The 25152-nt window shown below is 63.0% G+C and carries 28 protein-coding genes and 1 tRNA gene; 10 read left to right on the plus strand and 19 right to left on the minus strand.

Going from position 1 to position 25152, the window contains the following annotated elements:
- Positions 1 to 118 precede the first annotated feature (118 nt).
- From MB02_RS08190 to MB02_RS08210, 5 genes are all read right to left on the minus strand, one after another.
- The gene (locus tag MB02_RS08190; RefSeq protein ID WP_067535438.1) at positions 119 to 898 is read right to left on the minus strand and encodes a DUF2285 domain-containing protein; all 780 of its coding nucleotides are present in this window, start codon (positions 896 to 898) and stop codon (positions 119 to 121) included.
- A gap of 161 nt (positions 899 to 1059) precedes the next feature.
- Positions 1060 to 1323, minus strand: a complete 264-nt coding sequence (locus tag MB02_RS08195) for a DUF2285 domain-containing protein (protein ID WP_067535441.1) — start codon at positions 1321 to 1323, stop codon at positions 1060 to 1062.
- Positions 1324 to 1459: 136 nt separating this feature from the next.
- Positions 1460 to 1711: a helix-turn-helix domain-containing protein gene (locus MB02_RS08200; RefSeq protein ID WP_067535444.1), complete on the minus strand. Its 252-nt coding sequence runs from the start codon at positions 1709 to 1711 to the stop codon at positions 1460 to 1462.
- A 207-nt stretch (positions 1712 to 1918) separates the two neighbouring features.
- Positions 1919 to 2764 carry a DUF932 domain-containing protein gene (locus tag MB02_RS08205; protein ID WP_067536321.1) on the minus strand — a complete coding sequence of 282 codons (846 nt, stop codon included), beginning with the start codon at positions 2762 to 2764 and terminating at the stop codon, positions 1919 to 1921.
- A gap of 298 nt (positions 2765 to 3062) precedes the next feature.
- Positions 3063 to 3362, minus strand: a complete 300-nt coding sequence (locus MB02_RS08210; RefSeq protein WP_067535447.1) for a DUF736 domain-containing protein — start codon at positions 3360 to 3362, stop codon at positions 3063 to 3065.
- Positions 3363 to 3729: 367 nt separating this feature from the next.
- On the opposite strand from MB02_RS08210, the gene MB02_RS08220 reads away from it, so the two are divergent.
- Positions 3730 to 4065 (plus strand): hypothetical protein, encoded by a 336-nt coding sequence (locus MB02_RS08220; protein ID WP_067535453.1) that lies wholly within the window; start codon positions 3730 to 3732, stop codon positions 4063 to 4065.
- 153 nt (positions 4066 to 4218) lie between these two features.
- Here the strand turns inward: MB02_RS08220 and MB02_RS08225 are convergent, their stop codons facing one another.
- The 3 genes from MB02_RS08225 to MB02_RS08235 all read right to left on the minus strand — a co-directional run bounded on the left by MB02_RS08225 (position 4219) and on the right by MB02_RS08235 (position 6858).
- Complete coding sequence (locus MB02_RS08225) at positions 4219 to 6228, minus strand: ParB/RepB/Spo0J family partition protein (protein WP_067535456.1); 2010 nt, start codon at positions 6226 to 6228, stop codon at positions 4219 to 4221.
- Between the two features lie 340 nt (positions 6229 to 6568).
- A complete protein-coding gene (locus MB02_RS08230) occupies positions 6569 to 6760 on the minus strand; it encodes a hypothetical protein (RefSeq protein WP_067535459.1) in 192 nt (63 codons plus the stop codon).
- Between the two features lie 23 nt (positions 6761 to 6783).
- A tRNA-Gly gene (locus MB02_RS08235) sits at positions 6784 to 6858 on the minus strand.
- Positions 6859 to 7030: 172 nt separating this feature from the next.
- On the opposite strand from MB02_RS08235, the gene MB02_RS08240 reads away from it, so the two are divergent.
- Together MB02_RS08240 and MB02_RS08245 are read left to right on the plus strand one after the other, a co-directional pair.
- Positions 7031 to 7936: a tetratricopeptide repeat protein gene (locus MB02_RS08240; RefSeq protein WP_067536323.1), complete on the plus strand. Its 906-nt coding sequence runs from the start codon at positions 7031 to 7033 to the stop codon at positions 7934 to 7936.
- Between the two features lie 4 nt (positions 7937 to 7940).
- A complete protein-coding gene (locus MB02_RS08245) occupies positions 7941 to 8555 on the plus strand; it encodes an LON peptidase substrate-binding domain-containing protein (protein ID WP_067536326.1) in 615 nt (204 codons plus the stop codon).
- A gap of 20 nt (positions 8556 to 8575) precedes the next feature.
- On the opposite strand, the gene MB02_RS08250 is transcribed toward MB02_RS08245, so the two are convergent.
- From MB02_RS08250 to MB02_RS08275, 6 genes are all read right to left on the minus strand, one after another.
- On the minus strand, positions 8576 to 9199 hold the full coding sequence (locus MB02_RS08250; protein WP_067535462.1) for a MarC family protein: 624 nt from the start codon (positions 9197 to 9199) through the stop codon (positions 8576 to 8578).
- A 64-nt stretch (positions 9200 to 9263) separates the two neighbouring features.
- Positions 9264 to 10160 carry a bifunctional methylenetetrahydrofolate dehydrogenase/methenyltetrahydrofolate cyclohydrolase FolD gene (gene folD, locus MB02_RS08255; protein ID WP_067535465.1) on the minus strand — a complete coding sequence of 299 codons (897 nt, stop codon included), beginning with the start codon at positions 10158 to 10160 and terminating at the stop codon, positions 9264 to 9266.
- Positions 10157 to 10447 carry a YggT family protein gene (locus MB02_RS08260; RefSeq protein WP_067535468.1) on the minus strand — a complete coding sequence of 97 codons (291 nt, stop codon included), beginning with the start codon at positions 10445 to 10447 and terminating at the stop codon, positions 10157 to 10159. Before MB02_RS08260 ends, folD begins: the two co-directional genes overlap by 4 nt.
- A gap of 136 nt (positions 10448 to 10583) precedes the next feature.
- Positions 10584 to 11114, minus strand: coding sequence for a hypothetical protein (locus MB02_RS08265; protein WP_067535471.1), 531 nt, complete (start codon positions 11112 to 11114; stop codon positions 10584 to 10586).
- Positions 11115 to 11151: 37 nt separating this feature from the next.
- Complete coding sequence (gene argB, locus MB02_RS08270; RefSeq protein WP_067535474.1) at positions 11152 to 12066, minus strand: acetylglutamate kinase; 915 nt, start codon at positions 12064 to 12066, stop codon at positions 11152 to 11154.
- Entirely contained in the window at positions 12063 to 12752 is a 690-nt protein-coding gene (locus tag MB02_RS08275) for a queuosine precursor transporter (protein WP_067535477.1), read from the minus strand. Before MB02_RS08275 ends, argB begins: the two co-directional genes overlap by 4 nt.
- Before the next feature lie 87 nt (positions 12753 to 12839).
- Here MB02_RS08275 and guaA point away from each other — a divergent pair, with 87 nt between their 5' ends.
- Both guaA and MB02_RS08285 read left to right on the plus strand, forming a co-directional pair.
- Positions 12840 to 14402 carry a glutamine-hydrolyzing GMP synthase gene (guaA, locus tag MB02_RS08280; protein WP_067535480.1) on the plus strand — a complete coding sequence of 521 codons (1563 nt, stop codon included), beginning with the start codon at positions 12840 to 12842 and terminating at the stop codon, positions 14400 to 14402.
- 12 nt (positions 14403 to 14414) lie between these two features.
- Positions 14415 to 15122 carry an endonuclease III domain-containing protein gene (locus MB02_RS08285; protein ID WP_067535482.1) on the plus strand — a complete coding sequence of 236 codons (708 nt, stop codon included), beginning with the start codon at positions 14415 to 14417 and terminating at the stop codon, positions 15120 to 15122.
- A gap of 47 nt (positions 15123 to 15169) precedes the next feature.
- On the opposite strand, the gene MB02_RS08290 is transcribed toward MB02_RS08285, so the two are convergent.
- The 4 genes from MB02_RS08290 to MB02_RS08305 form a co-directional block, all read right to left on the minus strand.
- The gene (locus tag MB02_RS08290; protein WP_067535485.1) at positions 15170 to 15724 is read right to left on the minus strand and encodes a DUF924 family protein; all 555 of its coding nucleotides are present in this window, start codon (positions 15722 to 15724) and stop codon (positions 15170 to 15172) included.
- Positions 15725 to 15733: 9 nt separating this feature from the next.
- Positions 15734 to 16153: a hypothetical protein gene (locus MB02_RS08295; protein WP_067535488.1), complete on the minus strand. Its 420-nt coding sequence runs from the start codon at positions 16151 to 16153 to the stop codon at positions 15734 to 15736.
- Between the two features lie 82 nt (positions 16154 to 16235).
- A complete protein-coding gene (gene tldD, locus MB02_RS08300) occupies positions 16236 to 17660 on the minus strand; it encodes a metalloprotease TldD (RefSeq protein ID WP_067535491.1) in 1425 nt (474 codons plus the stop codon).
- Between the two features lie 80 nt (positions 17661 to 17740).
- Complete coding sequence (locus MB02_RS08305) at positions 17741 to 18007, minus strand: zinc-finger domain-containing protein (protein WP_067535495.1); 267 nt, start codon at positions 18005 to 18007, stop codon at positions 17741 to 17743.
- A gap of 132 nt (positions 18008 to 18139) precedes the next feature.
- Between MB02_RS08305 and MB02_RS08310 the strand changes: the two genes are divergently transcribed.
- Together MB02_RS08310 and nadB are read left to right on the plus strand one after the other, a co-directional pair.
- Positions 18140 to 19096, plus strand: coding sequence for an ABC transporter ATP-binding protein (locus tag MB02_RS08310; RefSeq protein ID WP_067535498.1), 957 nt, complete (start codon positions 18140 to 18142; stop codon positions 19094 to 19096).
- A gap of 89 nt (positions 19097 to 19185) precedes the next feature.
- Entirely contained in the window at positions 19186 to 20760 is a 1575-nt protein-coding gene (gene nadB / locus MB02_RS08315; protein WP_235829465.1) for an L-aspartate oxidase, read from the plus strand.
- Between the two features lie 83 nt (positions 20761 to 20843).
- Here nadB and MB02_RS08320 read toward each other — a convergent pair whose 3' ends face one another.
- Positions 20844 to 21089 (minus strand): GlsB/YeaQ/YmgE family stress response membrane protein, encoded by a 246-nt coding sequence (locus MB02_RS08320; RefSeq protein ID WP_067536329.1) that lies wholly within the window; start codon positions 21087 to 21089, stop codon positions 20844 to 20846.
- 469 nt (positions 21090 to 21558) lie between these two features.
- Between MB02_RS08320 and MB02_RS08325 the strand changes: the two genes are divergently transcribed.
- The 3 genes from MB02_RS08325 to MB02_RS08335 are packed head-to-tail and all read left to right on the plus strand — an operon-like array spanning position 21559 to position 25116.
- Positions 21559 to 23616 carry a ribonucleoside-diphosphate reductase subunit alpha gene (locus MB02_RS08325; protein ID WP_067536332.1) on the plus strand — a complete coding sequence of 686 codons (2058 nt, stop codon included), beginning with the start codon at positions 21559 to 21561 and terminating at the stop codon, positions 23614 to 23616.
- Between the two features lie 50 nt (positions 23617 to 23666).
- Positions 23667 to 24113, plus strand: a complete 447-nt coding sequence (locus MB02_RS08330; RefSeq protein ID WP_067535504.1) for a cupin domain-containing protein — start codon at positions 23667 to 23669, stop codon at positions 24111 to 24113.
- A 49-nt stretch (positions 24114 to 24162) separates the two neighbouring features.
- Entirely contained in the window at positions 24163 to 25116 is a 954-nt protein-coding gene (locus MB02_RS08335; protein WP_067535507.1) for an alpha/beta hydrolase, read from the plus strand.
- Positions 25117 to 25152: the final 36 nt, after the last annotated feature.

The raw sequence follows: 25152 nt of genomic DNA on the forward strand, positions 1-25152 counted from the left end.
GATCCTCCTGATGATGGCCGGACCCGAAATGCGGGTACGGCGAACAGGAGGCGAAGGTGGCGGAAAGACCCCGGCGCAAAGAAGGGACAGCGTTGAGGGGGCGAGAAATGTCCCCCCTTCAGCGACCGCGCAGCAGGCGGATATAACCGCCGTCGCGCAGTTCGACGGCTTCCTTCAGCCAGCGGCCGATGCGCTTGCGCTCGCGGCTTTCGACCCACTCGGCCGCGTTGTAGTCGCGAACCGCGTCGTCGATCAGCGCGGCGGCGAGTTCGCGCCGGCTGGCGCCCGCATGGTGCCCGTCCAGCAGGCGCAGAAGCATGAGAAGATGCCGGCGCCGGAAAGGCGGAGGACGGAAGGTTGGCGGGCCGGCCGCCATGCCGAGCAGGCGGCGGCAGAACCGTTCCGCCGCAGCGAGGCGCGTGAAAGGGTCAGGGTCGATCGGCAGCATCATCGCTAGGGGCCGGTCGAGCGCGCCCGATACCCAGAGGCGCTCGTCGCCATCCTTGTCGGCAAGAATGACATGGAGGAAATCGCCGATTTTCATGCGCGCGCGAACGGTCCCGAGCGTCTTGAGGTCGAGGCGCTGGGCCGCGTCGACGCCCTCCGGCGGGGGCGCCAGCACGATACCGGACGGCGAAAGGTCGAGCCGTGCCACGGCCAGCTTCGGATCGAAGGCGGCCGATGGCGTGGTGTGGAAGCTGATCCCCCAGCGCCGCACCAATTTGGCCGTCGCATCATCGGCGGCGACGGTTCCGTGCTTTACGCGATCGAGGGCACAGAGATAATCGGCACGATAACGGGCATTGCGGCTGACATAGCCGATGGCGATGTCCAAATATTGCAGCGCGTCGTCCCCAGCGTCATCCGGGGCCACGCGCCAGTCCTTCTCAGGCGGCATCGAAACCCTCCCAAGCATGGCCCTCTGCGGAGCGCGATGGGAGATGTTTCCGGGGTCGCCATCTGCGGAGAAGCCCCGCCGAAGGCCGGGTCGCATAGCGAAACTAAGTCAGTGTCCTGGTTCGATTTTCCGAGCCGTCGCGCCACGGTCAGCGCTGGTCGCTATGAATCGGGCGGGCGTAGATAGTGGCGGTATCCGGTCTCGGTCATCCAGCGCGCACGCGCGAGATGGGAATCATAGACGAGACGCGCGCGCTCGGGTTCGGCGTCTGGGTCGATCCCGAATATGATCCGCACGACCTCGCACCAGTCGGCATTTTCCTCAGCCGCGTCGAGCAAGCGCCAATAGGTCCGGTGATGGCGCTCGTCGTAGGAAGTGACGTGGACCGCGTCGGGCGCGCGATCCTCGAACGCGGCTACTGCCATCGCGTCGCTCCGTTTTCGGTCATTGCCCCCGCCAATTGGTTAACGGAACATACACCATAATGGAGCGGAGTAATCGCCCCATTTTTGCTATGGTGATCGGACGCCAAGCGCATAACCGGGCGTATGGAATGACCGACTATTTCTGTGGCTCGCCCCCGGAATTGCTCACGAGCAGCACGCCATGGCCGCGATCCGAATCGAGAAAGACGATGCCCGCCGCTTCCAGGGCCTTGGTCACTTGATGACGGGTATCCTCACGCACGGGCAATTCATTCTCCGATTCAAGTCGCTTGAGCGCGGTCAAAGCAACAAGGGCCTTGTCGGCAAGCATCTCCTGGGTCCAACCGAGAAGCGCGCGAGCGGCCCGCACCTGGCGGGAAGTGGTCATGCGCGAACACGTCCACAAGCCGCGCGCTATACGCTATTAAAACGACTATTATAGTCGCCTTGGGAGATCAATACTGTAATGATGGCGAGCCGGGCGAATGCCCGGCGAGCCCGCCGGCAGCCGGACCGGCGCGCAAGCCGGAAGAGGCGCGCGATGGTGGAAATGGTAGCCGCAGGGCCGGAACCTCCGGCCCTGCGGCAATGGCAATCATCCGGCCTTCAGGCGCTGCATCCCTTCCGCCAATGTCCAGAGCGCGCGGTTGAGCGTCACATTCTGGTCGATGCCGTTGATCGGGCGGGACTGTCTGCGGCGGATACGGCCCTCTGCGTTGCGCTTGCGGCCCTGCAAACCGCCCCGAATGACATTCTCCTGAACGACGTTGAACGTGGTCCACAGGCTGTTGCCCATGTCCTCGCGGCGGCGCGGCTCCGTGATCTGCTCGGGCGTCAGCGGGCTTTCGTCTTCGCCGTAGCGGGCGACCAAGCTCACCTCGCCGAGCAACCGCCGCTCATCTTCGGAAAGCCGGGTTGCCTTCATGCCTTCGCTGGCGTCGATCAGACGCGGGAAGTCCTCCGCGACCGTATAAACACCCTCGATAATGTCGCGCTGGATATTGCCCTTGTGCGGCACGCGGACTTCCTCGAACCGCTCGCCCGCGATCATGCTGTTGGTGCAGACGAAGCGGAGCATCCCCGCGAACATCTGATAGGCACTGGTCCCATCATGGCTGTTCACGATAATGACCTCGGCGGCCTCCGGCTTGCTGATGCCGTCATCCCGGCGCAGGCGCAGCATGTGCTTGGCGTGGCCGTGGCGGCTGCAGTCGCGCGGGACCGACTGGACGGCAAAGAACGGAAACCATCCTTCCCGCCGCAGCCCCTCCACAATGTCGATGGTTGGGACATAAACATAGCGCTGCGAACGGCTGTCGTGCGCCTCGTTGGCGAAGATGGACGGGACGTGGCGATAGAGCGCCTCGTTGTCGAGCGGCTCGCGTCCGCTGATCTGATGGGCGTTGCGACCGAACCGGGTGGCGAGATGGTGGATGCTCATGGCTTTTCCTTCCTTGGCTTGGGTTTCCGCGCGAGCGGTACTGCCGCGCTGAAACCCTGCCCGTCGGCGAGACCGGGGGTGCAACCGGAGTGGGCGGCTTCGCGGGGAACCGGCTGCACGGAGCGCGAAGCGCGGAGGAAGCTGGGCGGAAGCCGCTCCGAAGGGCGCTGGGGGCAGCGCCCCAAGCAACCCGATGATCGGCGCCGGGCCAAATGGCCCGTCCATCTTGCCATTGTCACCCACAGGAACAGCAAGAAGGCGCCCCGCCAATGGGCGGGGCGCCGTGCGGGTGCGCCGGTCAGCGCGACCAAATGAGTTGGTGCTTGCCATCGTCGCTCTCGGTGAGAGAGGCGTAGATCGGAGCCGGGAAGCTGGGATCGTCGATCTTGGCCGAGAGATAGTCGCGGCCGTCGCGGCTGGTTTTCTTCCAGGCGGCGCCGATTTCGAACTCGGTCTCGCCGGCATAGACGCGGTAATCTGGCGTTTTGTCGCTATCCTTCTCGACGGGCCGGATCTGGATCGGCTGCGAGAGGGTCAGGGTTTCGAGCTTGCCCACGAAGCGGTTGTCCTGGGCGGTGAAGGTTCCGATGATCGCCATTGTTCAGTCCTTTCGTATCGTGTCGCCCCATGCGACCGCGATGGCGTCTCGAAGGCGGGGACCGAGACGCACCCGCACCGCTTGCGGCCGGAACGCAGTGGAGGTTTGGCGGCGAACGGCTTTTTTGCTTCGCGCTGCAAAGCCCGTTCACGCGCGGCGGAAAAAAGCTGTTCGCAGCCTTTGCGGAGGGCGGACGGATTCTGCCAGAGCAGCCATCAAAGCGGGCGTGAGGCGACGATCGAAAGCCCCCTGAACTCGTGTGATCGGCGCCTTCCGATCATCCCAGCGACAGTATCGCGGATGATGCCTCTTGAACTTTGTTCCTATTATGTTCCATTCTGCTGCTTTCCGAATCGAGGGATGGCGTATGAGCGTGATGATCTGCGGCGAGGACCGCACGAGGCTGAAAGTGATGGGCGACATAGACGCGGACTTGGCCGTGCCGCGTGGCGCCGCCGGGCACTGCTGGATCAGCTTCTCGGATGGCACATTGATCGAAGCCGCCTATGGCGACGATGAGGCGTGCCGGTTTGTGGTCAGCAAGGAGGGTGCGGGCATAACGCGCATCCAGCGCGACGGCGACGGTGATGTGCTGCGCCTCGATTGGCGAGTGGAATGGGTGACGGTGGCCCCGGCCTTTAACGCCGCCCGCGCGGCGACACATGGCGAGGTCATGCCGCTACTTCCTGGTCTCTTTGGCTAGAATCCTCTTTGCGCGAGCCGGGCATTAGCCCGGCGAGCCGCGCTCTTTTTCGTATGTCGCAAGAGCGGCCGCGCCCGTGAGGGTGCGGCCGCGAATTATCCGGCTCAGTCTGAATGGAAAGCCGGGGCCGCAGATGCAGCCCCGGCCCTTCACCTATTCGGCTGCAATCGAATAGGCGTCCTCCACTTCCACGACTTCGGGCTGCTCCACCCCATCGCCTTCCGGCCCTCGCTCGATCGTCCGCAGCACGGCAGGCAACCATCCGGTTCCGGCGACAAGCTGCTCCGCCGCGTCGGCCATGTCCGCCTTCTTCATCGGCGCGATGCGCTCGGCGGCTTCCGGAGACACCGCCTCGCTCACGGCCTGCGCAATATACGCCTTGGTGACGCGCCCGAAATAGCTGCGGGCGGTCGGCTCCCAAGTTGCGGTCATGTCGAGGCTCACGGCCTGCGCCAGCCGCTCCGCCGCCTCGATGCGTCCAGTGGAACGCTCCCACGGCACCTTCACCGCGTTGACGGTGAGCGACACGCAATGCGCCAGAAGCTCGGTGCGGCTGTCATTGTCCAGTCCGGCGAGGAAAGGCCACAGGTCCGCCGCCTCGCTTGGAAGCTGCGCGCCCCATTGGTCGTGCCGTGCCGCCAGCGCCTCGCCCGCCTTGCTGTCCGCGATGCCCTCGGCATGTCCGCCAAGTTCTTCGCTCTTGGCGGTGATTTCGAGGCAGGACGTGCCGAACCCATGATAGAACAGGTCCAGCACCAGCGCATGGGTCAGCGCGATCATCGCCATTTCGGGCCGTTTGCCAAGGGCCAGACGCAGGGCCATTGTCCGATGCGCCGTAAGGTCGCGAATGAGCGTATCGGAAATGGGCTTGGCCGCATCGGCGTCCTCCACGTCTTCCTCGTCCGCATCCTCGTTCTCAACGGCTTCGCCGTCTTCGGGCTCGATACCGTCGCTCTCGTCCTCCGTTTCCGGCTGCGGCTCATCCTCGGCCCGCACATAGCCGCGCTCGATCTTCGCCTCGCCATCGGAACCGAGCGAGACGAACACGCCGCCACGCGCGATCATCGCAGGGTCGTAGGCCGAACGCTTGGCGCTGATCGCGTCGATTTCGTCGCTCAACGCCTGCGCCTTTGCGGCCACCTCGTCGGGCATGTCGTCGTAGGAGTCATAGCCCTCGATCAGGGCGTCATGCGCTTCCGCCGCTTCGGAAAACCGCGCTTCGTCCTCATCCGACAAGGCGACAGGCTGCGGATAATGACGCCGCATCCCGTGGCCATGCGGAAAGTCGATGCACGCTTCGGCCCATTTCCAGCCCTCGGCCAGAACCGTGCTGGCGATCTCGCGCAACTTCTCCGTGACGAGCATGTCGAGCAAGCCCGCATCCTCGAAGAAACCGCCGTCATCCTCGGTGAACAGGTCGCGGATGATCGTGCCGCCCGCCTCGACATAGGCGTCGGCGCCGATGAACACCGCCCGCCGGTCGTCGGCCGGAACATTGCTGGCGGTGAGGTCACGCCGGATGATCCACGGTTCCTTGTTCCACGACAGATTGTCGAACACCTGCTCCTGCCGGGCATGATCGTCGGTGATGGCGAAGGCCGCCAACTGGTCGAGCGTAATCCCGTCCTGCCGGTAGATGTCCATCAGCTTCGGGCTGACCGCGCCGAGCCGCAGCCGACGCTTGACGATTTCGGGGGAGACGCCGAACCGCGCACCGATTTCCTCCGCGCCCCATCCCTTGTCGCGGGACAGTTCATGGAACCGCTCGAACTGGTCGGCGGGGTGCATGTTCTCGCGGGTGACGTTCTCGTCCAGCGAAACTTCGGACGGGTCGTTCTCCGTGTCGAGCCAGCAGCGGACAAGATGGCTCTTCCTGACCTCCTTGCGCTTTGCGCGCAGCAGATAGGCCAGCCTGCGGCCCTCGCCAGCGGTGACGAGATAGGCGCCGGTGGGCTTGTCGCCCTTCATCTCGGGTTCCACGACAAGGTTTTGGATCAGCCCCTTGTGCGCGATGGATGCGGCCAGCGCCTCGATGGTGGCCTCGCTATGCGGCACCTTGCGGGCATTGTTGGGCGACTTCTTGAGCTTGTTCAGCGGCACATGGATGATGCGGCTGTCCTTATCGGCCTGCTCGGTCGTCCCGGTTTCGATGGTATCGGTCATTGTCCCTACTCCTTGGGTTTCCGCGCAGCGGGAAGCGCCGCGCTGAAACCCTGCCCGTCGGCGAGACCGGGGGTGCAACCGGAGGGGCGGCTTCGCGGGGAACCGGCTGCACGGAGCCGAAGGCGAAGGAAGCTGGGCGGAAGCCGATCCGGAGGGCGCCAGGGGCAGCGCCCCAAGCACCGCGCCGCCTGCGGCGCCACCGGGAACGCACCGGCTATTGTTCGGCGTGTTCACGCCGTCCGCTAGGCGTTCGTGACGCGGATGCGCCGAAACCCGCCAGGGGTTCGGTCGGAGCGGAGCGGAGATAGAGCGCCGGTCCCGTAGGGAAGCGCCAATCACTTCACTTCCCGCTCATGACCAGGACAGAATCGGCGACTTCGACAAGGCGAGCCACCGTGAAGGCGTTTGAAAAAAAGCGGGCCTTAGCAACCTGCGCGTTCATGGAGCGCATTTGAGAAGCAGAAAAAGCGTTGTAGCCCGGTTGTAGCCCGACCGAAAAATGCCAGCCGAGCGCTTTCGCGCCCTCAAGCAATATGCTGATTTTCTTATGAAAACTGGAGCGGGCGAAGGGATTCGAACCCTCGACCCCAACCTTGGCAAGGTTGTGCTCTACCCCTGAGCTACGCCCGCTCTGGCGTTACCGGGAAGAGAATGTCCCGGTGAGGAGGCGCGCGGTTAGCATCGGGTTTTGTATTGGGCAAGGAGAAAATCGCCTTGAATATCCGCCCTTCACAATTCCTGTGAAAGGCCCACATTAGGCGACACCTTCGCAACACACATGGGAGCAAGCGCCTTGGCCAGCATGGGTCTTAATCTGGAAGAGCAAAAAGCGGTCGATCGTTTTCGCAAGGAAGTCGTCGATCCCTCCATGACGAAGCTCGTCATACTCGACTTCTGGGCCGAATGGTGCGGACCGTGCAAGGCGCTGGCTCCCGTGCTCGAAAAGGTCGCCGCCGAATATGCCGACAAGGGTGTGGTGCTGGCCAAGCTCAACGTGGACGAAGACCAGTTCATTGCCGCACAGTTCCAGGTCCGCTCGATCCCGACCGTCTATGCCCTGTTCCAGGGCCAGCCGGTCGCCGACCTGACCAATGCGCGCAGCGAATCGCAGTTGCGGCAGGTTCTCGACCAGTTGCTTGAAAAACTGCCTGTCACGGCAGGCGATGATGCGGCGCAGGCCCCCGACGTATCGCAATTCATTGCCATGGCGGAACAGGTCCTCGGCGAGGGTGATGGTGAACGTGCGGCAGGCGTCTTCTCACAGGTGCTGGACATGGCGCCGGACAATGTGGCCGCCCATGCTGGCCTCATTCGCGCACTGACAGCCGCCGGCCATATCGAACAGGCTCAGGCGGCTCTGGCTGCGCTGCCTGCGGAGATTGCCGACGATCCGGCTCTGGCGCAGGCGAAGTCGGCCCTTGCGCTGGCCGAGGATGCACCGGACGATTCGGAGCTTGCCGGCCTGAGAGATGCGGCCAAGGCCAGTCCGGCGGACATGGAAGCCCAATTCGCCTTCGCCAACGCCGCTTTCGCAGCAGGCCAGCGAGACGAGGCGGCAGACACGCTGCTGTCGATGATTCGCGCCGAGCCGGAATGGAACGAGGGCGCCGCCAAGGCGAAGCTGCTGCAGATCTTCGAAGCGGTTGGCCTGGAAGACCAGTGGACCGCAGCCACTCGCCGCAAACTCTCTCTCATCCTGTTTGGCTGAAATCGTGGCAAAGCGGCTTTCGATCTTTCCCCTGTCAGGCGTCATCCTCTACCCCGGATTGCGCCTGCCCCTGCATATCTTCGAGCCACGCTACCGCGCGATGGTGAGCGACGCATTGGCGCGTGACCGCCGCATCGCGATGATCCAGCCGCAAACAGCAGCCGAAGGGGCACCGCTCTTCTCGATCGGCTGTGTCGGCCGGATCGAAGATGTCGAGGCACTGGAGGATGGGCGCTTCAACATCGTGCTGGATGGCGAGCACCGGTTTCGCGTGATTCGCGAACTGGATGTGGCCACGCCCTTCCGCCAGGTCGAAGGCGAACTGATCGAAGAGCCCGAGGACGAGATGTTGAGTTCTGTCGAACGGGCCGGGTTCGAACAGGCCGCACGCGATTTCGCCGACAGACAGGGCTATAGCGTGGACTGGGATTCGGTGTCGCGGCTGGACGATGTTTCGCTTATCAACGGGGTGTCGCAAATCGCGCCGTTCGATGCCGCCGCCAAGCAGGCATTGCTGGAATCGCCCGACATCATGAGCCGTTGCGAATTGCTGGTCCAGTTGATGCAGTTCTTCGGCCGTCATGATGGCGGCGGTAACGACCGGGCCACCTTGCAATAACACCCAGCATATTGGTCGCTCTAGATTCCGAAGGCGCCTTTCAATCCGTCGATCACGAATTGTGCGGCGAGAGCGGCCAGAAGCACCCCGAGCAGACGGGTAGCAACCGATTCCACCTGACTGCCGAACACCCGCATTAGTGGCGCGGCCGCCATCAACGTTGCCAGAGTGACCGCCATCACGGCCGCAAGTGCGCCAAGAACCGCCAGCGACGCCGCCATGCCATCGGCCCGGGCCATCAGCAGCATGATCGACGCGATCGCGCCGGGACCGGCAAGCATCGGCATGGCGACGGGGAAAATCGCCACATCGTCGATATCCGGCGTTGCCCTTACCTTCTCGGCCCGTTGTTCGCGCCGCTGCGTACGCCGTTCGAACACCATTTCGAGCGCGATGACAAACAGCATGATCCCACCGGCAATCCGGAAGGCGTAGAGTTCAATGTGCAGTGCGGCGAGCAATCGTTCACCAAACAATGCGAACAGCAGCAGGATCAGGAAGGCCGCAATACTGGCGCGAATTGCCAGCGCCCGCTGGCGGGCAGGTTCCGCATCTGCCACCAATCCCGCGAAAATAGGGGCGCACCCCGGCGGATCGATCACGACGAAAAGCGTGACGAACGCCGAGGCGAACAGTTCGTACATTGTCAGATCGTAACCTCCGCCCCGATCGGCAATGCAAACAGCATTGCGACAAGGCGGGTCACAGTCACAAGGCGTCCGACGCCAGTGTCAGCCCTTCGTTACGATAGGCCGCGACCAACGCGTTCCTGAGCAATACGGCAATCGTCATCGGGCCAACGCCACCCGGTACAGGTGTGATCGCCCCTGCGACCTCTCTTACGCTCGCGAAATCGACATCGCCGACGAGGCGGCCTTTTTCCTGTCCCGGTTCAGGCGGCAGACGATTGATCCCGACGTCGATCACTGTCGCACCGGGTTTGATCCAGTCCACCTTCACCATCTCGGGACGGCCGACCGCAGCAACCACGATATCCGCACGGCGCACCACACCGGGCAGATCCGTCGTCCTGCTGTGCGCCACCGTGACAGTGCAGCTTTCCTGTATCAGCAACTGGGCCATCGGCTTGCCGACGATATTGGAGCGGCCGATCACGACCGCTTCCAGTCCGGAAAGATCGCCCAGCCGGTCCTTCAACAGCATCAGGCAACCCAGCGGAGTGCAGGGCACGAACCCTTCCTGCCCCACGGCCAGCCGCCCGGCATTGATGATGTGGAACCCGTCGACATCCTTGTCGGGATTGATCGTGGCAATCACCTTCTGTTCGTCCATGTGGCCGGGCAGCGGCAATTGCACGAGTATCCCGTCGATGAAACGGTCTCCGTTGAGTTTCTCTACCAGCTTGAGGAGCTCCTCTTCGCTGGCGGTGGCGGGCAATTTATACTCGAAGCTCGCCATGCCGCAGGCAACGGTCTGTTTGCCTTTCGAGCGGACATAGACCTGACTGGCCGGGTCTTCCCCCACCAGCACGACGGCAAGACCGGCCTTGCGCGCGGCCTGCTTTTCGAATTCAGCGGCGAGCACGCCCACCTTCTGGCGCAGCCCTTCGGCGAAAGCCTTTCCGTCGATCAATTGTGCGCTCACATCGCCCTCGCAAGATTCCAGACAACGATCTGCAATATCTGCAACCCGATGATCAGCACCAATGGCGAGAAATCGATTGCCCCGGTATTGGGCATGATCCGCCGGATCGGTGCCAGCAAAGGTTGCAACAGCGCATTGAGCGCAGTCCAAATCGCGGAGACGAACTGGTTGCCCATGTTCACCACGTTGAAAGCGATCAGCAGGCCGAGAACGAACTGAACGATGACCAACGTGACGACGACTGAGATCAGCAGGTCGAGAATCTGGGCAATGGTGATGAGAATCACGCGCAAGTCTCTCCATAACGGCGAGCGTCGTCCGCCCGTGCGGGCCTGTTAGCCGAGGGGTACCGCAAGGGGCAAGGATTGCTTTGGAATTAGCGCCAACCGGATGGAGCCCGACGCCTGGTCAGGCATTGTCCATTCAGGTTTCGGCATCCATGCTCGACACATGCCAGTGCAACGAAGCCTGCGAGGCGCCCGGCACATCGTTCACCCGGCGCAGCACGATCGTGCCCTTTTCCTCGGGATGGCCCGCCCGGTTGATAACGTAAGGCGCGGAGTAATAGATCGAGCCAGCAGCGCCCTCACTCGTCCCCTCGCCAACGATCAGCATGACCGGGTCTTCCCCGTCGAAACGGGCGCGCAGCGTCTGCGCATCCTCCCCTTCGCCCCACGCACGAGCCGCATCGTCCCACCGTCCGTCATACAACGCCGAAGAAAGGAAACGGACAACGCGGGCCGGATCGTCCACCTGTTCCAGTGCGGCATAATCGGGTGCGTCGGACATGCCGGCCGGAGCGACCGGGGAGACCATGCCGCCCGAGGCCGAAACGCTGACCGGCGATGCATCCGCCGCTGTGGCATCGAATGCATGTTCTTGTTGTTTGCCGCACGCGGCAAGCGACAACAGCAACACCGGACCGGCACCAAGGACAAGGCTACGTGAAATCATGCCCCGTCAACGCGCGGATGCGCCCGGCGGTTCCGGTTCAACCGGCCCGAATCAACGTGCCCGCGCCCTTGGAAGTGAAAATTTCCAACAGCATTGCATGCGGCACTCGCCCATCGAGCACGACCGCTGCCTCGCAGCCGGCCTCCACGGCATGAACGCATGTTTCGAGCTTGGGAATCATGCCCCCGTGAATCGTGCCGTCAGCCTTCAGGTTCTCAACATCGGATGGGCGCAGATCCGTCAGCAGCGCCTTGTCCTTGTCGAGCACGCCCGGCACGTCCGTCAGCAGAAACAGGCGTGCGGCGCCCAGTGCGGCCGCAATCGCGCCTGCCATGGTGTCGGCATTGATATTATAAGTGTGCCCATCCTCGCCCGCGCCGATCGGAGCGACCACGGGAATCATCCCGGCCTTGACCGCGGTTTCCAGAATCGTCGTATCGACATGGCTCGGCTCCCCGACGAACCCGAGATCGATCGCCTGTTCGATATTGCTGTCGGGGTCCTTGGTCGTCCGGCTGACCTTGGTCGCGGTCACGAGGCCGCCGTCCTTGCCGGAAATACCCAGCGCCTTGCCCCCCGCGCTGGCGATCCAGCCGACCAGTTCCTTGTTGATCGCGCCGGACAGAACCATCTCCGCCACTTCCGCGGTCGCCTTGTCAGTGACCCGCAGCCCGTCGATGAAAGTGGATTCCACGCCCAGCTTTTTCAGCATGGCGCCGATCTGCGGCCCGCCGCCGTGGACGACCACGGGGTTGATGCCGACGGCCTTCAGCAAAACGATGTCGTGGGCAAAATCGCGCGCAGCCTCCGGATCGCCCATGGCGTGTCCGCCATACTTCACGACGAAAGTGCGCCCGGCATAGCGCCGCATATAGGGCAGCGCTTCGATCAGCACTTCCGCCTTGGCGAGCATCGCCCGGTTACTCACTTCAGCGTTTTCTCCAGCACTCATACCGCTGTCCTTCCATCGAGCTTGCGACCCCAGGCGACTCCCAAACGGATCAGCACGGGCACCGCCGTGAGGCTCAGTACGACCTTCGCCATGATCTGTCCCGCAAGGAGTGGGAGAATCGGAAATACGCCGTAGAAGGCGACCGAGATAAAAATCAATCCATCGACTACCTGCGCAATGGCAGAAGCGATGCCCCCGCGCACCATCAGGGCCACGCCACTTCCTCCCATGCCGCCGTCCCGGCCGCGCAGCCATGAGAAAACCCGGACGTTGAGAAACACGGAAACGAAATAGGCGACTATTCCAGCCAGCATGATCCGCGGGCTTTGCCCCAGGATGGTCTCGAATGCCTCCAGCCGGGATTCCGGCATGCGCGGGCTGGCGGGCAGGACCAGAACCAGCGTAATCAGGGCCATCGAAACGAGCACGGGCAGAAAGCCGTACAGCACCAGCCGATCCGCCAGTTTGCGCCCATGCAATTCCGCAACAGTCGATGAAAGCACCACCACGCCGATATAGCCGAGCAGCCCGGATTCCATGGCCAGTGGGCCAAGCGCGATCTGCTTGTTGCCGAGAAAACCCGACAAGACCGCCAACCCGCCATAGAGCGGCACGAGCGCGAGCAGCGACATGGCGATGGGCGGCGGAGTATCCGAAGGCCGATCTGCAAGAGGGTGACGATCCATTCCCGTCCCCTAGCCGCAAGGTACGCACCGGAAAAGTGGCACACGCACCGCTGGACTTGCGCGCGGGGCCAACCTAACGGAATCGGCATGGACGCATCCCACATCCCCGATTCCATCCTGATCGTCGATTTCGGCAGCCAGGTGACGCAGCTCATCGCCCGTCGCGTACGCGAAGCAGGCGTTTATTCAGAAATCGCCCCGTTCGGCAGCGCCGAGGAAGCCTTCAAACGGATGAAGCCCAAGGGCATCATCCTGTCGGGCGGCCCGGCATCCGTAACCGACGATGACGGCCCTCGCATTCCGGAGGCCATTCTCGACAGCGGGCTGCCGATGCTCGGGATCTGTTACGGGCAGCAGGCGCTGATGCAGCAACTGGGCGGAGAAGTGCTGGCAGGCGATGCCGGGGAATTCGGCCGTGCCTTTATCGCCATCGAAGATGGCTGCGTGCTGTTCGACGGGTTGTGGCACAAGGAAGAAAGCCACCAGGTGTGGATGAGCCACGGGGACAAGGTTACCCGGCTGGCTCCCGGCTTCCGCCCGGTCGCTTCCAGCCCCGGCGCGCCCTTTGCCGTGATCGCCGATGACGACCGGCGCATCTATGCGATGCAGTTCCACCCCGAAGTGGTCCACACGCCCGATGGCGCAAAGCTGCTGGCGAATTTCGTGCGTCATGTCTGCGGCCTGTCCGGCGACTGGACGATGGCCGAATTCCGCAAGACCAAGATCGAGGAAATCCGCGCCCAGGTGGGTGACGGGAAAGTGATCTGCGGCCTGTCGGGCGGAGTCGATTCGGCAGTGGCCGCAGTGCTGATTCATGAAGCGATCGGCGATCAGCTGACCTGTGTTTTCGTCGATCATGGCCTTATGCGCATGGGCGAGGCCGAACAGGTCGTGTCCCTGTTCAAGGGGCACTATAATATACCGTTGGTCCACGTGGATGCTGAAACGCTGTTCATGCACGGGCTCGCAGGGGTCACCGATCCGGAGAAGAAGCGCAAGTTCATCGGCAAGACCTTCATCGAAGTGTTCGAGGAAGAGGCCAAGAAAATTGGCGGCGCCGATTTCCTGGCACAGGGAACGCTATACCCCGACGTGATCGAGAGCGTTTCGTTCACCGGCGGACCTTCCGTGACGATCAAGAGCCACCACAATGTCGGTGGCCTGCCCGAACGGATGAACATGAAGCTGGTGGAGCCGCTGCGCGAACTGTTCAAGGACGAAGTCCGCGAACTGGGCCGCGAACTGGGTCTGCCCGATATTTTCGTTGGCCGTCACCCGTTCCCCGGCCCCGGTCTCGCCATTCGTATTCCCGGCGAAGTGACCAAGGAACGTTGCGACATCCTGCGCAAGGCAGATGCGATCTATCTCGAGGAAATCCGCAACGCCGGTCTTTATGACGCGATCTGGCAGGCATTTGCCGTGCTGCTGCCGGTGCGCACTGTGGGCGTGATGGGCGATGGACGGACCTACGACTGCGTCTGCGCCTTGCGCGCGGTAACCAGCACTGACGGGATGACGGCGGACATCTATCCGTTCGACGCCAGCTTCCTCAGCCGCGTCGCCACCCGGATCATCAACGAGGTCAAAGGCATCAACCGCGTGGTCTATGACTACACCTCGAAACCGCCCGGCACGATCGAGTGGGAGTAACGCCCGCGCGCCATGCAGCTTCCTCTTGGCGATGATCCACGCACGGAGACGCTTCGCGCGCTTCATGCCTCGCTGATTGCCAGGTTCGGGCGGATCGTTCGTCCGCCGGAAAAGCGGCGTGAGCCGGTGTGGGTGCTGGTCCAGGGGGTGATCGGCGCGCGCAGCAAGACGGCGGTATCAAATGCTTCCACCGATTTCCTGCTGGAACATTACGGGTCATGGGATGCGGTGGCAAAGGCTCCGCTGGAAGAACTGACTGCGCACCTTGCTCGCCAAACCTTTCCGGAACAGTCCGCGCGGAGATTGAAGGACTGCCTGCTGGCCATCGCGGAAAAACGCGGGAAGCTGGATCTTTCCCTGCTAGGGGATATGCCCACCGCAGCGGCGATGGAATGGCTGGAAACGCTGCCCGGAGTGGCGCGCAAGAACAGCGCTGGCGTGATGAATACCAGCACGTTCGACCGCTCTGCTCTGGTGATTGACGGCCATCACCGCCGCGTCATGCAGCGCATGGGATTGGTGCCCGCCCGCGCGGATACCACGCGCGCCTATGACGAGTTGATGCCAGTCCTGCCGCCCGAATGGTCGGCGCAGGATATGGATGAGCATCATTTGCTGGTAAAGAAACTGGGGCAGACATACTGCCGCCCGTCCCGGCCGGACTGCACGGCATGTCTGGCGCGGGGCATATGCCAGACGGGGCGGGGCCTTTCCCCCTAATCCCTTTCATATACGAAACAAAAGCCATGGCGGTGCGGGCAGGCGCGCTACCAGGCGTGGCCCGCCGCAACCGCCGCCAGTTCGGCAGGGGTGCTTTCCCGCCCGAGCACATCGTTGCGGTGGGGGAAGCGGCCAAAGCGGGCGACCATGTCATAATGGCCCTTGGCAAAGGTGCGGATGAAGGAACTGCCCAGCCGCGTATAATAGTCCATCGACCATTGCTGGTCGGTGATATGTTCGCTGTGCATCAGCGGCATACCCAGAAACTGGCGTTCCTGGCGGCTTAGCCCCTTGTCCCAGCCACGCAGCAGTGCACTGCGACAAATGGCGCGGGCCAGTGGATCAAAGGCAAAGGTATGGGCCGTCCCGCGATGGATATTGCGCGGCACCTGATCGAACAGCAGAATGGCCGCACGGGCCGTCAACGGGTCCGTAAGGAACGAATCCGCCCGCATCGCCGACAGTGCGGCAAGGTCGGGCCCGAAACGGGCCCGCAATTGCGCGTCGACCCGCTCGGAACCACCGAACCAATCCTGCGGCGTGAGTTTATGAAACCAGAAATGCAGCAGTTCCGCCGCCCAGCGACGTGGGGCGGCGGCCATGCCCGTTTCCTACTTGTCCATATCGCTCTTGGTATAGGGTACGAATTTGTCGAGGAAGACCACCCCGGTCATGAAACCGGCCGAACGATCCATCGTCTTGATGATGTCCGTAGTGCACAACTGCATGCCATTGTGCCGTTCGATCACGAGAACGTCGCTGCTGCTGAGCTGCCCCGGCGACGTCGGCCGCGCGACGTAGATCGTCTTGCCGCCATCGTAAACGATGGCCGTGCCGTCGATCACCTGCAACCGGTCGGACCCCAGCGTGGTGATGCAGCTTTGCGGCTCACCGGCAACGCGGCCCTCCAGCATTTTCTGGAGGCGGGCTTCGCCTTTCTCCGCACGCGTTCCCGCGTTGGCCACAGTGCCGCTCACCAGCAGACCGGTGGCCGCGCCGAGGGCGGCGATGGCAGTCAATGTCTTACGCATCGTATTCTCCCATGAAAGCCGGGAACCTGCGCCCGGCGACATGAACCGCGCCTGACTCCGGCAGGATGGTAACGGCGCGGGCTTACCCGGTGCCGCCGACTGTCAGACCCTCGATCAGCAGGGTTGGCTGGCCCACGCCGGCGGGAACGCTCTGCCCGCCCTTGCCGCATACCCCGACACCTTCGTCCAGAGCCATGTCGTTGCCGATGCCCGTAACGCGGGTCAGCACGCTCGGCCCGTCTCCGATCAAAGTCGCTCCCTTGATCGGCGCGCCGAGCTTGCCATTCTCCACCTTGTAGGCCTCGGTACAGGAAAACACGAACTTGCCCGACACGATATCGACCTGCCCGCCGCCGAAGCTCTTGGCATAAATGCCGTTCTTCACACGGCCCAGAAGCTCAGCAGGATCATCGTTGCCCGCGCGCATGAAGGTATTGGTCATACGTGGCATCGGGGCGTGGGCGTAATCCTCGCGCCGGCCGTTGCCGGTTGGCTCCACACCCATCAACCGGGCATTGAGGCGATCCTGCATGTAGCCTTTGAGAATGCCATCCTCGATCAGCACGGTTTCTCCGGTCGGAGTGCCTTCATCGTCGATGGAGAGCGATCCGCGCCGCCCGGCGATCGAACCGTCGTCGACCACGGTCACGCCGGGTGCACCAACGCGTTCGCCGATCCGCCCGGAAAAGGCGCTGGTCCCCTTGCGATTGAAATCCCCTTCCAGCCCATGGCCGACCGCTTCGTGCAACAGCACGCCGGGCCAGCCGGGCCCAAGCAGGACCGTCATTTCCCCGGCAGGCGCGGGCACGCTGTCGAGATTGGTCAAAGCCTGGCCGAGCGCCACATCGATGGCCCGGTTCCAGTTTTCGGGCTTGAACAGATCGTCATAAAGCCAGCGACCGCCCATGCCGAAGCTGCCCGTTTCACGCCGCCCGTTGCTTTCAGCCACGATCCCGACATTGAGCCGTACCAGCGGGCGGATATCATGCGCCACGAACCCGTCGGCCCGGACGATCTCGACCACGCTCCAGCTGCCGGACAGCGACGCGGTGACTTGCGCCACGCGCGGATCGCGCGCACGGGCCGCGGCATCGATCGTTTCCAGCAACCTGACTTTTTCCGCGAACGCAATCGCATCCAGCGGGCTGTCGTCAGTATAGAGGTGGCGGTTGTTCTTGCGCGGCGGGGGGGCTGGCTGGCCTTTCGCCGGATCGAGCAATTGCAGCGTTTCACCCGCGCGGCGAATGGCAGCGCCACTGATCTCGTTGGCGTGAGCGAACCCGGTCATTTCGCCGGAAACCCCGCGCAGGCCAAAACCGGAATCGCGGGAATAGTCCGCCGCTTTCAGCCGCCCATCGTCGAACGTGAAGCTTTCGCTGGCGATGAACTGGAGAAACAGTTCCCCATCATCGCACCGTGACAGCGTTTTGGCGGCAACCGCCTGGGCTTCTTCAGGAGTGAGCTTGCCCTCGCCATAGAGGAAACTGCGCGGATCGTTCTGGTTCATGGCCCCGATATAGGGGCATTGTCCGCCGGGCGGAAGTCACACTCCGCGCGACATGCGTCAGAGATCCGCGCCAGAAGCGATCAGACCTGGGGCGATGCGCCCGATGCGATGTCCGGCAAGGTGGATTGATCGGCACCGTCCGCCGGGCCGCCCCTGAGCACGAAGCGCCGGTCGCAATACCCGCAATCGACATAGCCGTGCTCGTCAATCTCGAGCCACACACGCGGATGCCCCAGCGCGGAAGGCCGGTACCCTTCGCCGCCACGGATGGCGGACGCGCCGTCGCAGCTCACGCGGGTCTTGTCGGTCAGCACCGTTTCGGGCGTCGTATAGGACGGTTTGCTCATGTTCGTTGCCCTATCGCGTCAGACGGGGATTCGCAACGGTTTCAGCAGGGGCGCGGGCAGTGCCCACCGGGCATTGCCATGCGCCCTGCCCCCTTTACCTTGCGCCACGACTGGCCCATGGGAGACTCAAGTATGAGCACACCAGCCGCCATTTCGATCCGCGACCTTGCCAAGACTTATGCCGGGAGCGGCAATGCCCCGCCGAAGCACGCGCTGAAAGGCGTCACGTTCGACGTTCCGCAAGGCGAGGTGTTCGGCCTGCTCGGACCCAACGGGGCCGGAAAATCCACTCTGATCAACATCCTCGCCGGGCTGGTCACCAAGACTTCCGGCAAAGTCGACATCTGGGGCCACGACATCGATCGCGACCGGCGCAACGCCAAGGCCAGCATCGGAATCGTCCCGCAGGAAATCGTATTCGACCCGTTCTTCACCCCGTTCGAGGTGCTGGACATCCAGAGCGGGCTTTACGGCATCCCCAAAGCCCTGCGCCGCTCGGACGAATTGCTGCGCGCGGTCCATCTGGACGACAAGCGCGACGCCTATGCCCGCAGCCTGTCGGGCGGGATGAAGCGCCGCCTGCTGATCGCCAAGGCCATGGTGCATTCCCCGCCGATTCTGGTGCTGGACGAACCGACCGCCGGGGTCGACGTGGAACTGCGGCGCCAGCTGTGGGAACTGGTCGGCGAACTCAATCGCGAAGGGGTGACGGTCGTCCTGACGACCCATTACCTCGAAGAGGCGGAAGAATTGTGCGACCGCATCGCGATCATCAATCATGGCCAGCTGATTACCAACAAGCCGACCCGCGAACTGGTCGAAATGACGCGCGAGAAGATCGTCGTCCTCACGCTCGACCGGGCAATCGACCAGTTGCCGTACCACCCCGCCTTCGTAAAATCGGCCAAGCGCGACGAACGCACGCTGGAAATCACCTACGACAAGGACAAGGTGAATGCGGGCCAGGTACTCGCTCTGGTCCAGGATCAGGGCTTCCTGATAGAGGATGTCACCACCCGCGAGGCGGATCTGGAAGACGTCTTCGTCCAGCTCACCAGCAAGCAGGCGGCAAAAGCAAGCCCCGCCTGATGCGTCTCGCCGCTTGCGAGGTCGGACGCGTCCCGGCATAGCAGCGCGACGAGAGGGCAGCGGACATAATGGGCCAGCAAGACGATAGTATGACACATGACGTGCTGGTGATCGGTTCCGGCGCGGCCGGGCTGACTGCCGCGCTGGCGCTGGCGGAACACGCCAGAGTGCTGGTTCTGGCCAAGGGCGCGCTCAATTCCGGCTCCACAGCCTGGGCGCAGGGCGGGATCGCCGCCGTGCTGGACACCGGGGATACCTTCGAAAACCACATGCGTGACACGATGGTCGCCGGTGCCGGCCTCAACCGGCGCGAGACGGTGGAATTCGTGATCGAACGCGCGCCTCATGCCATTGCCCGGCTGGTGGAACTGGGCGTGCCATTCAATACCGAAGGCCCGAATCTTCACCTGACCCGCGAAGGCGGGCATTCGCACCGCCGGATCGTCCATGTCGACGACGCGACCGGATGGGCGGTGGAAGCCGCACTGCTCAAGGCGGCGGAAGAAAACCCCAATATCACCTTGTTGCCCAACCGGACCTGCATCGACCTGATCAACGGCAAGCACGAATTGCGCTATTCCGGTTCCGGCAGGGTCTGGGGCGCTTATGCCCTCAACACCGAAACCGGCCGGGTGGAAGCCCACACGGCCCGCGCCACAGTGTTGGCAAGCGGCGGTGCCGGGCGCTGCTACCTCTTCTCTACTGCTCCACGCGGGGCAACGGGCGACGGGATCGCGATGGCATGGCGCGCGGGCGCACGCGTTTCAAACATGGAAATGATGCAGTTCCACCCGACCTGCCTCTATAATCTGGAGGTCAAGAACTTCCTGATTACCGAAGCGGTGCGTGGCGAAGGCGGCCGGCTGATCAATCCGCGCAGCGGCAAGCGATTCATGGAATTCTATGACGAGCGGCTGGAACTGGCCCCACGTGATGTGGTGGCCCGCGCGATCGATGCCGAAATCAAGCGTTTCGGGCTCGATTACGTCCACCTCGACATCAGCCACATGCCCGTCGACTTCGTGAAGGGCCATTTCCCGACCATTTACGAAAAGCTGATCGGGCTCGGCATCGACATGACGACAGGGCCGATCCCCGTCGTCCCCGCACAGCATTACACATGCGGCGGGATCCTGATCGACCTTGCCGGGCGGACGGACCTGCCCGGCCTCTATGCTGCGGGCGAATGCACGGAAAGCGGGTTGCATGGCGCCAACCGCCTGGCATCCAACAGCCTGCTCGAATGTTTCGTATTCGGTGAGGCCGCCGCGCGCGACATCATTGCCCGGTGGGACACTTTCGATGCCCCGCCCCCGGTTCGCCCATGGGATGAAAGCCGCGTCACCGATTCCGACGAGGAAGTGGTCATCAAGCAGAACTGGACGGAAATTCGCCGGTTCATGTGGAACTATGTCGGGATCGTGCGCACGACCAAGCGGCTGGAACGCGCGGCGCACCGGATCAAGCTGCTGCAAGAGGAAGTGGGCGATTATTATGGCCACTTCCGCGTCAGCACGGACCTGATCGAGCTGCGCAACCTGCTCGAATGCGCGGAACTGATCGTTCGTTCCGCGCTCAAGCGGCATGAAAGCCGGGGCCTGCACTACACACTCGATTATCCCAATACAGGCAATCTCGTTCGCGATACCGTGCTGGTCCCTTGAACGCGGCATTGTCGGCGAGCAGCGCGACGAATGCCCTGGCAGGAGATTAAGCACGCCCCCCGGATAAAGGCAGTCGCCAAAGATCAGCCCGCAGCGAGCAGCCAGCGCCCGAGAAAGATCAGCGCCATCGCGCCCAGGATCGAGGCAAGGCAGCCCGCCCGATTGAAACCGGCCGCGCCGCGCGTCGTAATCAATCCGGCGAACAGCGAGCCGCCGATACCCAGCAGGATGGTCTGTATCCAGTCCATCGCCACCACACCGGGATAGAGCCAGCGGGCCAGGGCACCGACGATCAGCCCCGACATGATCGCACCCAGGATATTGATCATCACCGATCCTTTCTCTTCTTCGCCGGCCCCCTCATAAGGGCCAAAGTCGAGGTCGTCGCGGGCAGTGGACAAAAAAATATTTTTAGACTCTTGCGCGGCGCGCGAGTGGAGCTTTGACCACGCGTCGCGGACTCCCGCCCCGCCCGGCTCCTTGCCTGCGATGGTTTCATTCCCATTTATCCCCTTGCGCGGGATTCCCTTTGAGGCACTATAGCTAGTGGTCCGATTGCTGGGGGGACCTACAAGACCTAGATTCAGCCGGAGGCGCGCAAAAGCCGCGGATGGGCTGGGATTCGGGTGTCACGGCATCCACCGGCAAGAGGACTCCAGGGACAATCGGGGGATAAGTTTTTCTCTCCCATGCCTTGGAAATTGATAGGCTGGGCACTTGCCCGCTGATTCGAACGAAAGTGGAACACTGGCTTGCCAGAGCTGTTGTTCGCGATGCGGGATCCGGACGGGGGACATGATGGATTTCAGGACTGGGGATGGTGCGGCGATGGGCCTCGATACGGATGTTGATAACCAGATCCTCGAAAGCGAGGCCAACCCCACCGGCAAAGGGAGCGGCGCTGCCACCGGCGGCCCGGCTGTTGCGATGACCGACAAGGATCAGGGTAGCGAAGCGTTGGTGGCCGAACAGGCTGGCGCGGCAATGGCAGGCGTCATGGCCGAAGTGGCCAAGGCCGCTGCCGAAACGAAAGATAACGGCAAGGGTGTGCGTCCGCGCCGTTTCAAGATCGAAACCGATTCATCGCGCGACGACAGGCTGACCGAGTTCGGCAAGGAAACGCTGATCGACCGCTATCTCCTGCCCGGTGAAGGATTTCAGGATCTTTTCGCCCGCGTGGCCGATGCCTACGCCGACGATCAGGATCATGCCCAGCGGCTCTACGACTATATTTCGAACCTGTGGTTCATGCCTGCCACCCCTGTCCTGTCCAACGGCGGCACCGGGCGGGGCCTGCCGATTTCGTGTTACCTCAATTCAGTGGACGACAGCCTCGAAGGGATTGTCGGCACCTGGAACGAAAATGTCTGGCTGGCATCCCGCGGCGGCGGCATCGGCACCTATTGGGGGCAGGTCCGCGGCATTGGCGAACCGGTCGGCCTCAATGGCAAGACCAGCGGCATCATTCCGTTCGTGCGGGTGATGGACAGCCTGACACTGGCAATTTCACAAGGATCGCTGCGGCGCGGTTCGGCGGCCTGCTATCTCGACGTTTCGCACCCTGAGATCGAGGAATTCCTCGAAATCCGCAAGCCGTCGGGCGATTTCAACCGCAAGGCGCTCAACCTGCATCACGGCGTGCTGCTGACTGACGAATTCATGGAAGCTGTCCGCGACGGGGCCGAATTCAACCTGCGCAGCCCCAAGGACGGATCGGTGCGCGGCTCGGTCGATGCCCGCTCGCTGTTCCAGAAGCTGGTCGAAACCCGGCTTGCCACGGGCGAACCCTACATCGTCTTTTCCGACACCGTGAACCGGACGATGCCGCGGCATCACCGCGAACTGGGGCTGAAGGTTTCCACTTCCAACCTGTGTTCGGAAATCACTTTGCCGACAGGCCGCGACCATCTCGGCAACGATCGCACGGCGGTATGCTGCCTGTCTTCGCTCAATCTCGAAAACTGGGACGAATGGCGCGACGACAAGCAGTTCGTCGAAGATGTCATGCGTTTCCTCGACAATGTGCTGCAGGACTATATCGACCGCGCCCCGGACGAGATGGCCCGCGCCAAGTATTCCGCCAGCCGCGAACGTTCCGTCGGGCTCGGCGTGATGGGTTTCCACTCCTTCCTCCAGTCGAAGGGCATCGGCATCGAAAGCGCGATGGCCAAGGCGTGGAACCTCAAGATGTTCAAGCACATCAACGCCAAGGTGAACGAAGCGTCGATGATGCTCGCCAACGAGCGCGGCCCCTGCCCCGATGCCGAGGAAATGGGCGTGATGGAGCGGTTCAGCTGCAAGATGGCGATCGCGCCGACCGCGTCGATCAGCATCATCTGCGGCGGTACCAGCGCCTGTATCGAACCGATCCCGGCCAATATCTACACGCACAAGACGCTGTCGGGCAGCTTCGTGGTGAAAAACCCCTATCTGGAAAAGCTGCTGCAGGAAAAATCGAAGGATTCCACCAATGTGTGGAACTCGATCCTCGAACGCGGCGGTTCGGTCCAGCATCTCGATTTCCTCACGCCGGAAGAAAAGGCCGTCTACAAGACCAGCTTCGAGATCGACCAGCGGTGGCTGCTTGAATTCGCGGCCGATCGCGCGCCCTTCATCGACCAGGCGCAGAGCCTCAACCTGTTCATCCCTGCCGATGTCGACAAGTGGGATCTGATGATGCTGCACTTCCAGGCGTGGGAGAAGGGCATCAAGTCGCTCTATTACCTGCGGTCGAAGTCGGTGCAGCGGGCCGGGTTCGCCGGTGGCGTGGAAGCGGACAATACCGCCGAAGCCGCGAAGTTCGAACTCGCCGCGGGCGCTCAGACCGACTACGAGGAATGCCTCAGCTGCCAGTAAGGGCCCGCTGACAGGCGCTATCCGGCAGGAACGAGGGAGAGTCGTTTCCCATGACCCGACGTGTTGTAACCGGGCTCGACGAGCAGGGCCGCTCTACGGTGCTGCTCGATGGCCCGCCGATACCATTCGACGGCGCGTGGGGCGGGATCATCTGGCATACCGATGCGGTTCCTGCCAGCAATGCCGCGCAGGCCGATTGCAAGCATGTGCCGTTCGATTTCGAGCTGATGCACAATGCCAGCAGCCTGTTCATGATGATGGAATTCCCGCCCGGCCAGGATCAGTTCTGGCATGCCACGAACACGATTGATTACATCGCCATGATCGAAGGCGAGATCGTGCTGGAACTCGAAACCGGCGAGGTGCTGCTCAAGGCGGGAGACCTTGCGGTGGATCGGGGCGTATTGCATAGCTGGCGCAACGATACCGACAAGCCTGCACGGGCCGCGATCGTGACCTTGCCCGCCCACCCGGTCGGGAAAGGCGCCACGGTCTGACCCCCAGGCCGCACCTGAGAATACGATAACCCGAAGAGGATAGCACCAGATGGCACTCGACATGGTCGACCCCGAACTGCGCGAACCGCTCGCCCAGTTCCCCGATATCGATTTCCAGACAATTCCGCTCGACGCGATGCGGTCCCAACCGTCGCTGTTCGTGCCGCTCGAACCGCCCGCGCCGCAGCCGGTGGAACGCATGATCCCCGGCCTGGACGGGCAGCCCGACGTCAAGGTGATCGTCGTCGATCCCAACCCGGGTGCAACGGATCGGCCCGCATATCTCCACATTCATGGCGGCGGCTATGTCATGGGCTCGGTCGACCAGATGTCGGCCGGTGTACAGGCAACCGCGATGGCCACCGGCATACCGGTCGTCTCGGTCGAATACCGTCTCGCCCCCGAAACCCGGTTCGACGGCAGCCTGGCCGACAATTATGCCGCGCTCGTCTGGCTGGCCGGTGAAGGCGGCAAGGAACTGGGCGTGGATCCGGCGCGCATTGCCGTGGGCGGCGAAAGTGCGGGCGGCGGGCACAGCGCGATGCTGGCGATTGCCGCGCGCGACCAGGGCGGCCCGCGCATCGCATTCCAGTTGCTTACTTACCCCATGCTGGACGACCGTAGCGGATCGAGCCGCGCGGTCGCCGATCACCTCGGCGAATTCGTCTGGACCGCATCCAGCAATCGCTTCGGGTGGGAATCGCTGCTCGGCCAGCCGGCAGGCGCCGATACGTTGCCCGAAGGCAGCATCGTCCCGAGCCGGGTGGATGACCTGTCCAACCTGCCCCCCGCCTGGATCGGATGCGGCGCACTGGATCTCTTCATCGAAGAAGATCTCGATTATGCGAAGCGGCTGATTGCTGCCGGAGTTCCGGCGGAAGTCACAGTCATCCCCGGTGCTTACCACGGCTTTGACGGCTTCGTGCCGACAGCCGGCGTCAGCCAGAAATTCGCGGCTGCGCGCCTTTCCGCACTCAAGCGCGGGCTCGGCCTTCCGGAATAGGCGCTGCATTCACCCGCAACACCTCTGCGTATAACG

This window comes from Croceicoccus estronivorus (assembly GCF_001625325.1).
Lineage (GTDB): Bacteria > Pseudomonadota > Alphaproteobacteria > Sphingomonadales > Sphingomonadaceae > Caenibius > Caenibius estronivorus.

Coding starts and splice junctions, on each gene's coding strand:
- MB02_RS08225 (WP_067535456.1), bottom strand. CDS start 6,228: ATGACCGATACCATCGAAACCGGGACGACCGAGCAGGCCGATAAGGAC.
- MB02_RS08250 (WP_067535462.1), bottom strand. CDS start 9,199: ATGTACGAACTGTTCGCCTCGGCGTTCGTCACGCTTTTCGTCGTGATC.
- MB02_RS08210 (WP_067535447.1), bottom strand. CDS start 3,362: ATGGCGATCATCGGAACCTTCACCGCCCAGGACAACCGCTTCGTGGGC.
- MB02_RS08200 (WP_067535444.1), bottom strand. CDS start 1,711: ATGACCACTTCCCGCCAGGTGCGGGCCGCTCGCGCGCTTCTCGGTTGG.
- MB02_RS08285 (WP_067535482.1), top strand. CDS start 14,415: ATGCAGCTTCCTCTTGGCGATGATCCACGCACGGAGACGCTTCGCGCG.
- guaA (WP_067535480.1), top strand. CDS start 12,840: ATGGACGCATCCCACATCCCCGATTCCATCCTGATCGTCGATTTCGGC.
- MB02_RS08310 (WP_067535498.1), top strand. CDS start 18,140: ATGAGCACACCAGCCGCCATTTCGATCCGCGACCTTGCCAAGACTTAT.
- nadB (WP_235829465.1), top strand. CDS start 19,186: ATGACACATGACGTGCTGGTGATCGGTTCCGGCGCGGCCGGGCTGACT.
- MB02_RS08275 (WP_067535477.1), bottom strand. CDS start 12,752: ATGGATCGTCACCCTCTTGCAGATCGGCCTTCGGATACTCCGCCGCCC.
- MB02_RS08205 (WP_067536321.1), bottom strand. CDS start 2,764: ATGAGCATCCACCATCTCGCCACCCGGTTCGGTCGCAACGCCCATCAG.
- MB02_RS08325 (WP_067536332.1), top strand. CDS start 21,559: ATGGATTTCAGGACTGGGGATGGTGCGGCGATGGGCCTCGATACGGAT.
- MB02_RS08330 (WP_067535504.1), top strand. CDS start 23,667: ATGACCCGACGTGTTGTAACCGGGCTCGACGAGCAGGGCCGCTCTACG.
- MB02_RS08305 (WP_067535495.1), bottom strand. CDS start 18,007: ATGAGCAAACCGTCCTATACGACGCCCGAAACGGTGCTGACCGACAAG.
- MB02_RS08320 (WP_067536329.1), bottom strand. CDS start 21,089: ATGATCAATATCCTGGGTGCGATCATGTCGGGGCTGATCGTCGGTGCC.
- argB (WP_067535474.1), bottom strand. CDS start 12,066: ATGAGTGCTGGAGAAAACGCTGAAGTGAGTAACCGGGCGATGCTCGCC.
- MB02_RS08335 (WP_067535507.1), top strand. CDS start 24,163: ATGGCACTCGACATGGTCGACCCCGAACTGCGCGAACCGCTCGCCCAG.
- MB02_RS08265 (WP_067535471.1), bottom strand. CDS start 11,114: ATGATTTCACGTAGCCTTGTCCTTGGTGCCGGTCCGGTGTTGCTGTTG.
- MB02_RS08240 (WP_067536323.1), top strand. CDS start 7,031: ATGGGTCTTAATCTGGAAGAGCAAAAAGCGGTCGATCGTTTTCGCAAG.
- MB02_RS08190 (WP_067535438.1), bottom strand. CDS start 898: ATGCCGCCTGAGAAGGACTGGCGCGTGGCCCCGGATGACGCTGGGGAC.
- MB02_RS08195 (WP_067535441.1), bottom strand. CDS start 1,323: ATGGCAGTAGCCGCGTTCGAGGATCGCGCGCCCGACGCGGTCCACGTC.
- MB02_RS08290 (WP_067535485.1), bottom strand. CDS start 15,724: ATGGCCGCCGCCCCACGTCGCTGGGCGGCGGAACTGCTGCATTTCTGG.
- MB02_RS08295 (WP_067535488.1), bottom strand. CDS start 16,153: ATGCGTAAGACATTGACTGCCATCGCCGCCCTCGGCGCGGCCACCGGT.
- tldD (WP_067535491.1), bottom strand. CDS start 17,660: ATGAACCAGAACGATCCGCGCAGTTTCCTCTATGGCGAGGGCAAGCTC.
- MB02_RS08220 (WP_067535453.1), top strand. CDS start 3,730: ATGAGCGTGATGATCTGCGGCGAGGACCGCACGAGGCTGAAAGTGATG.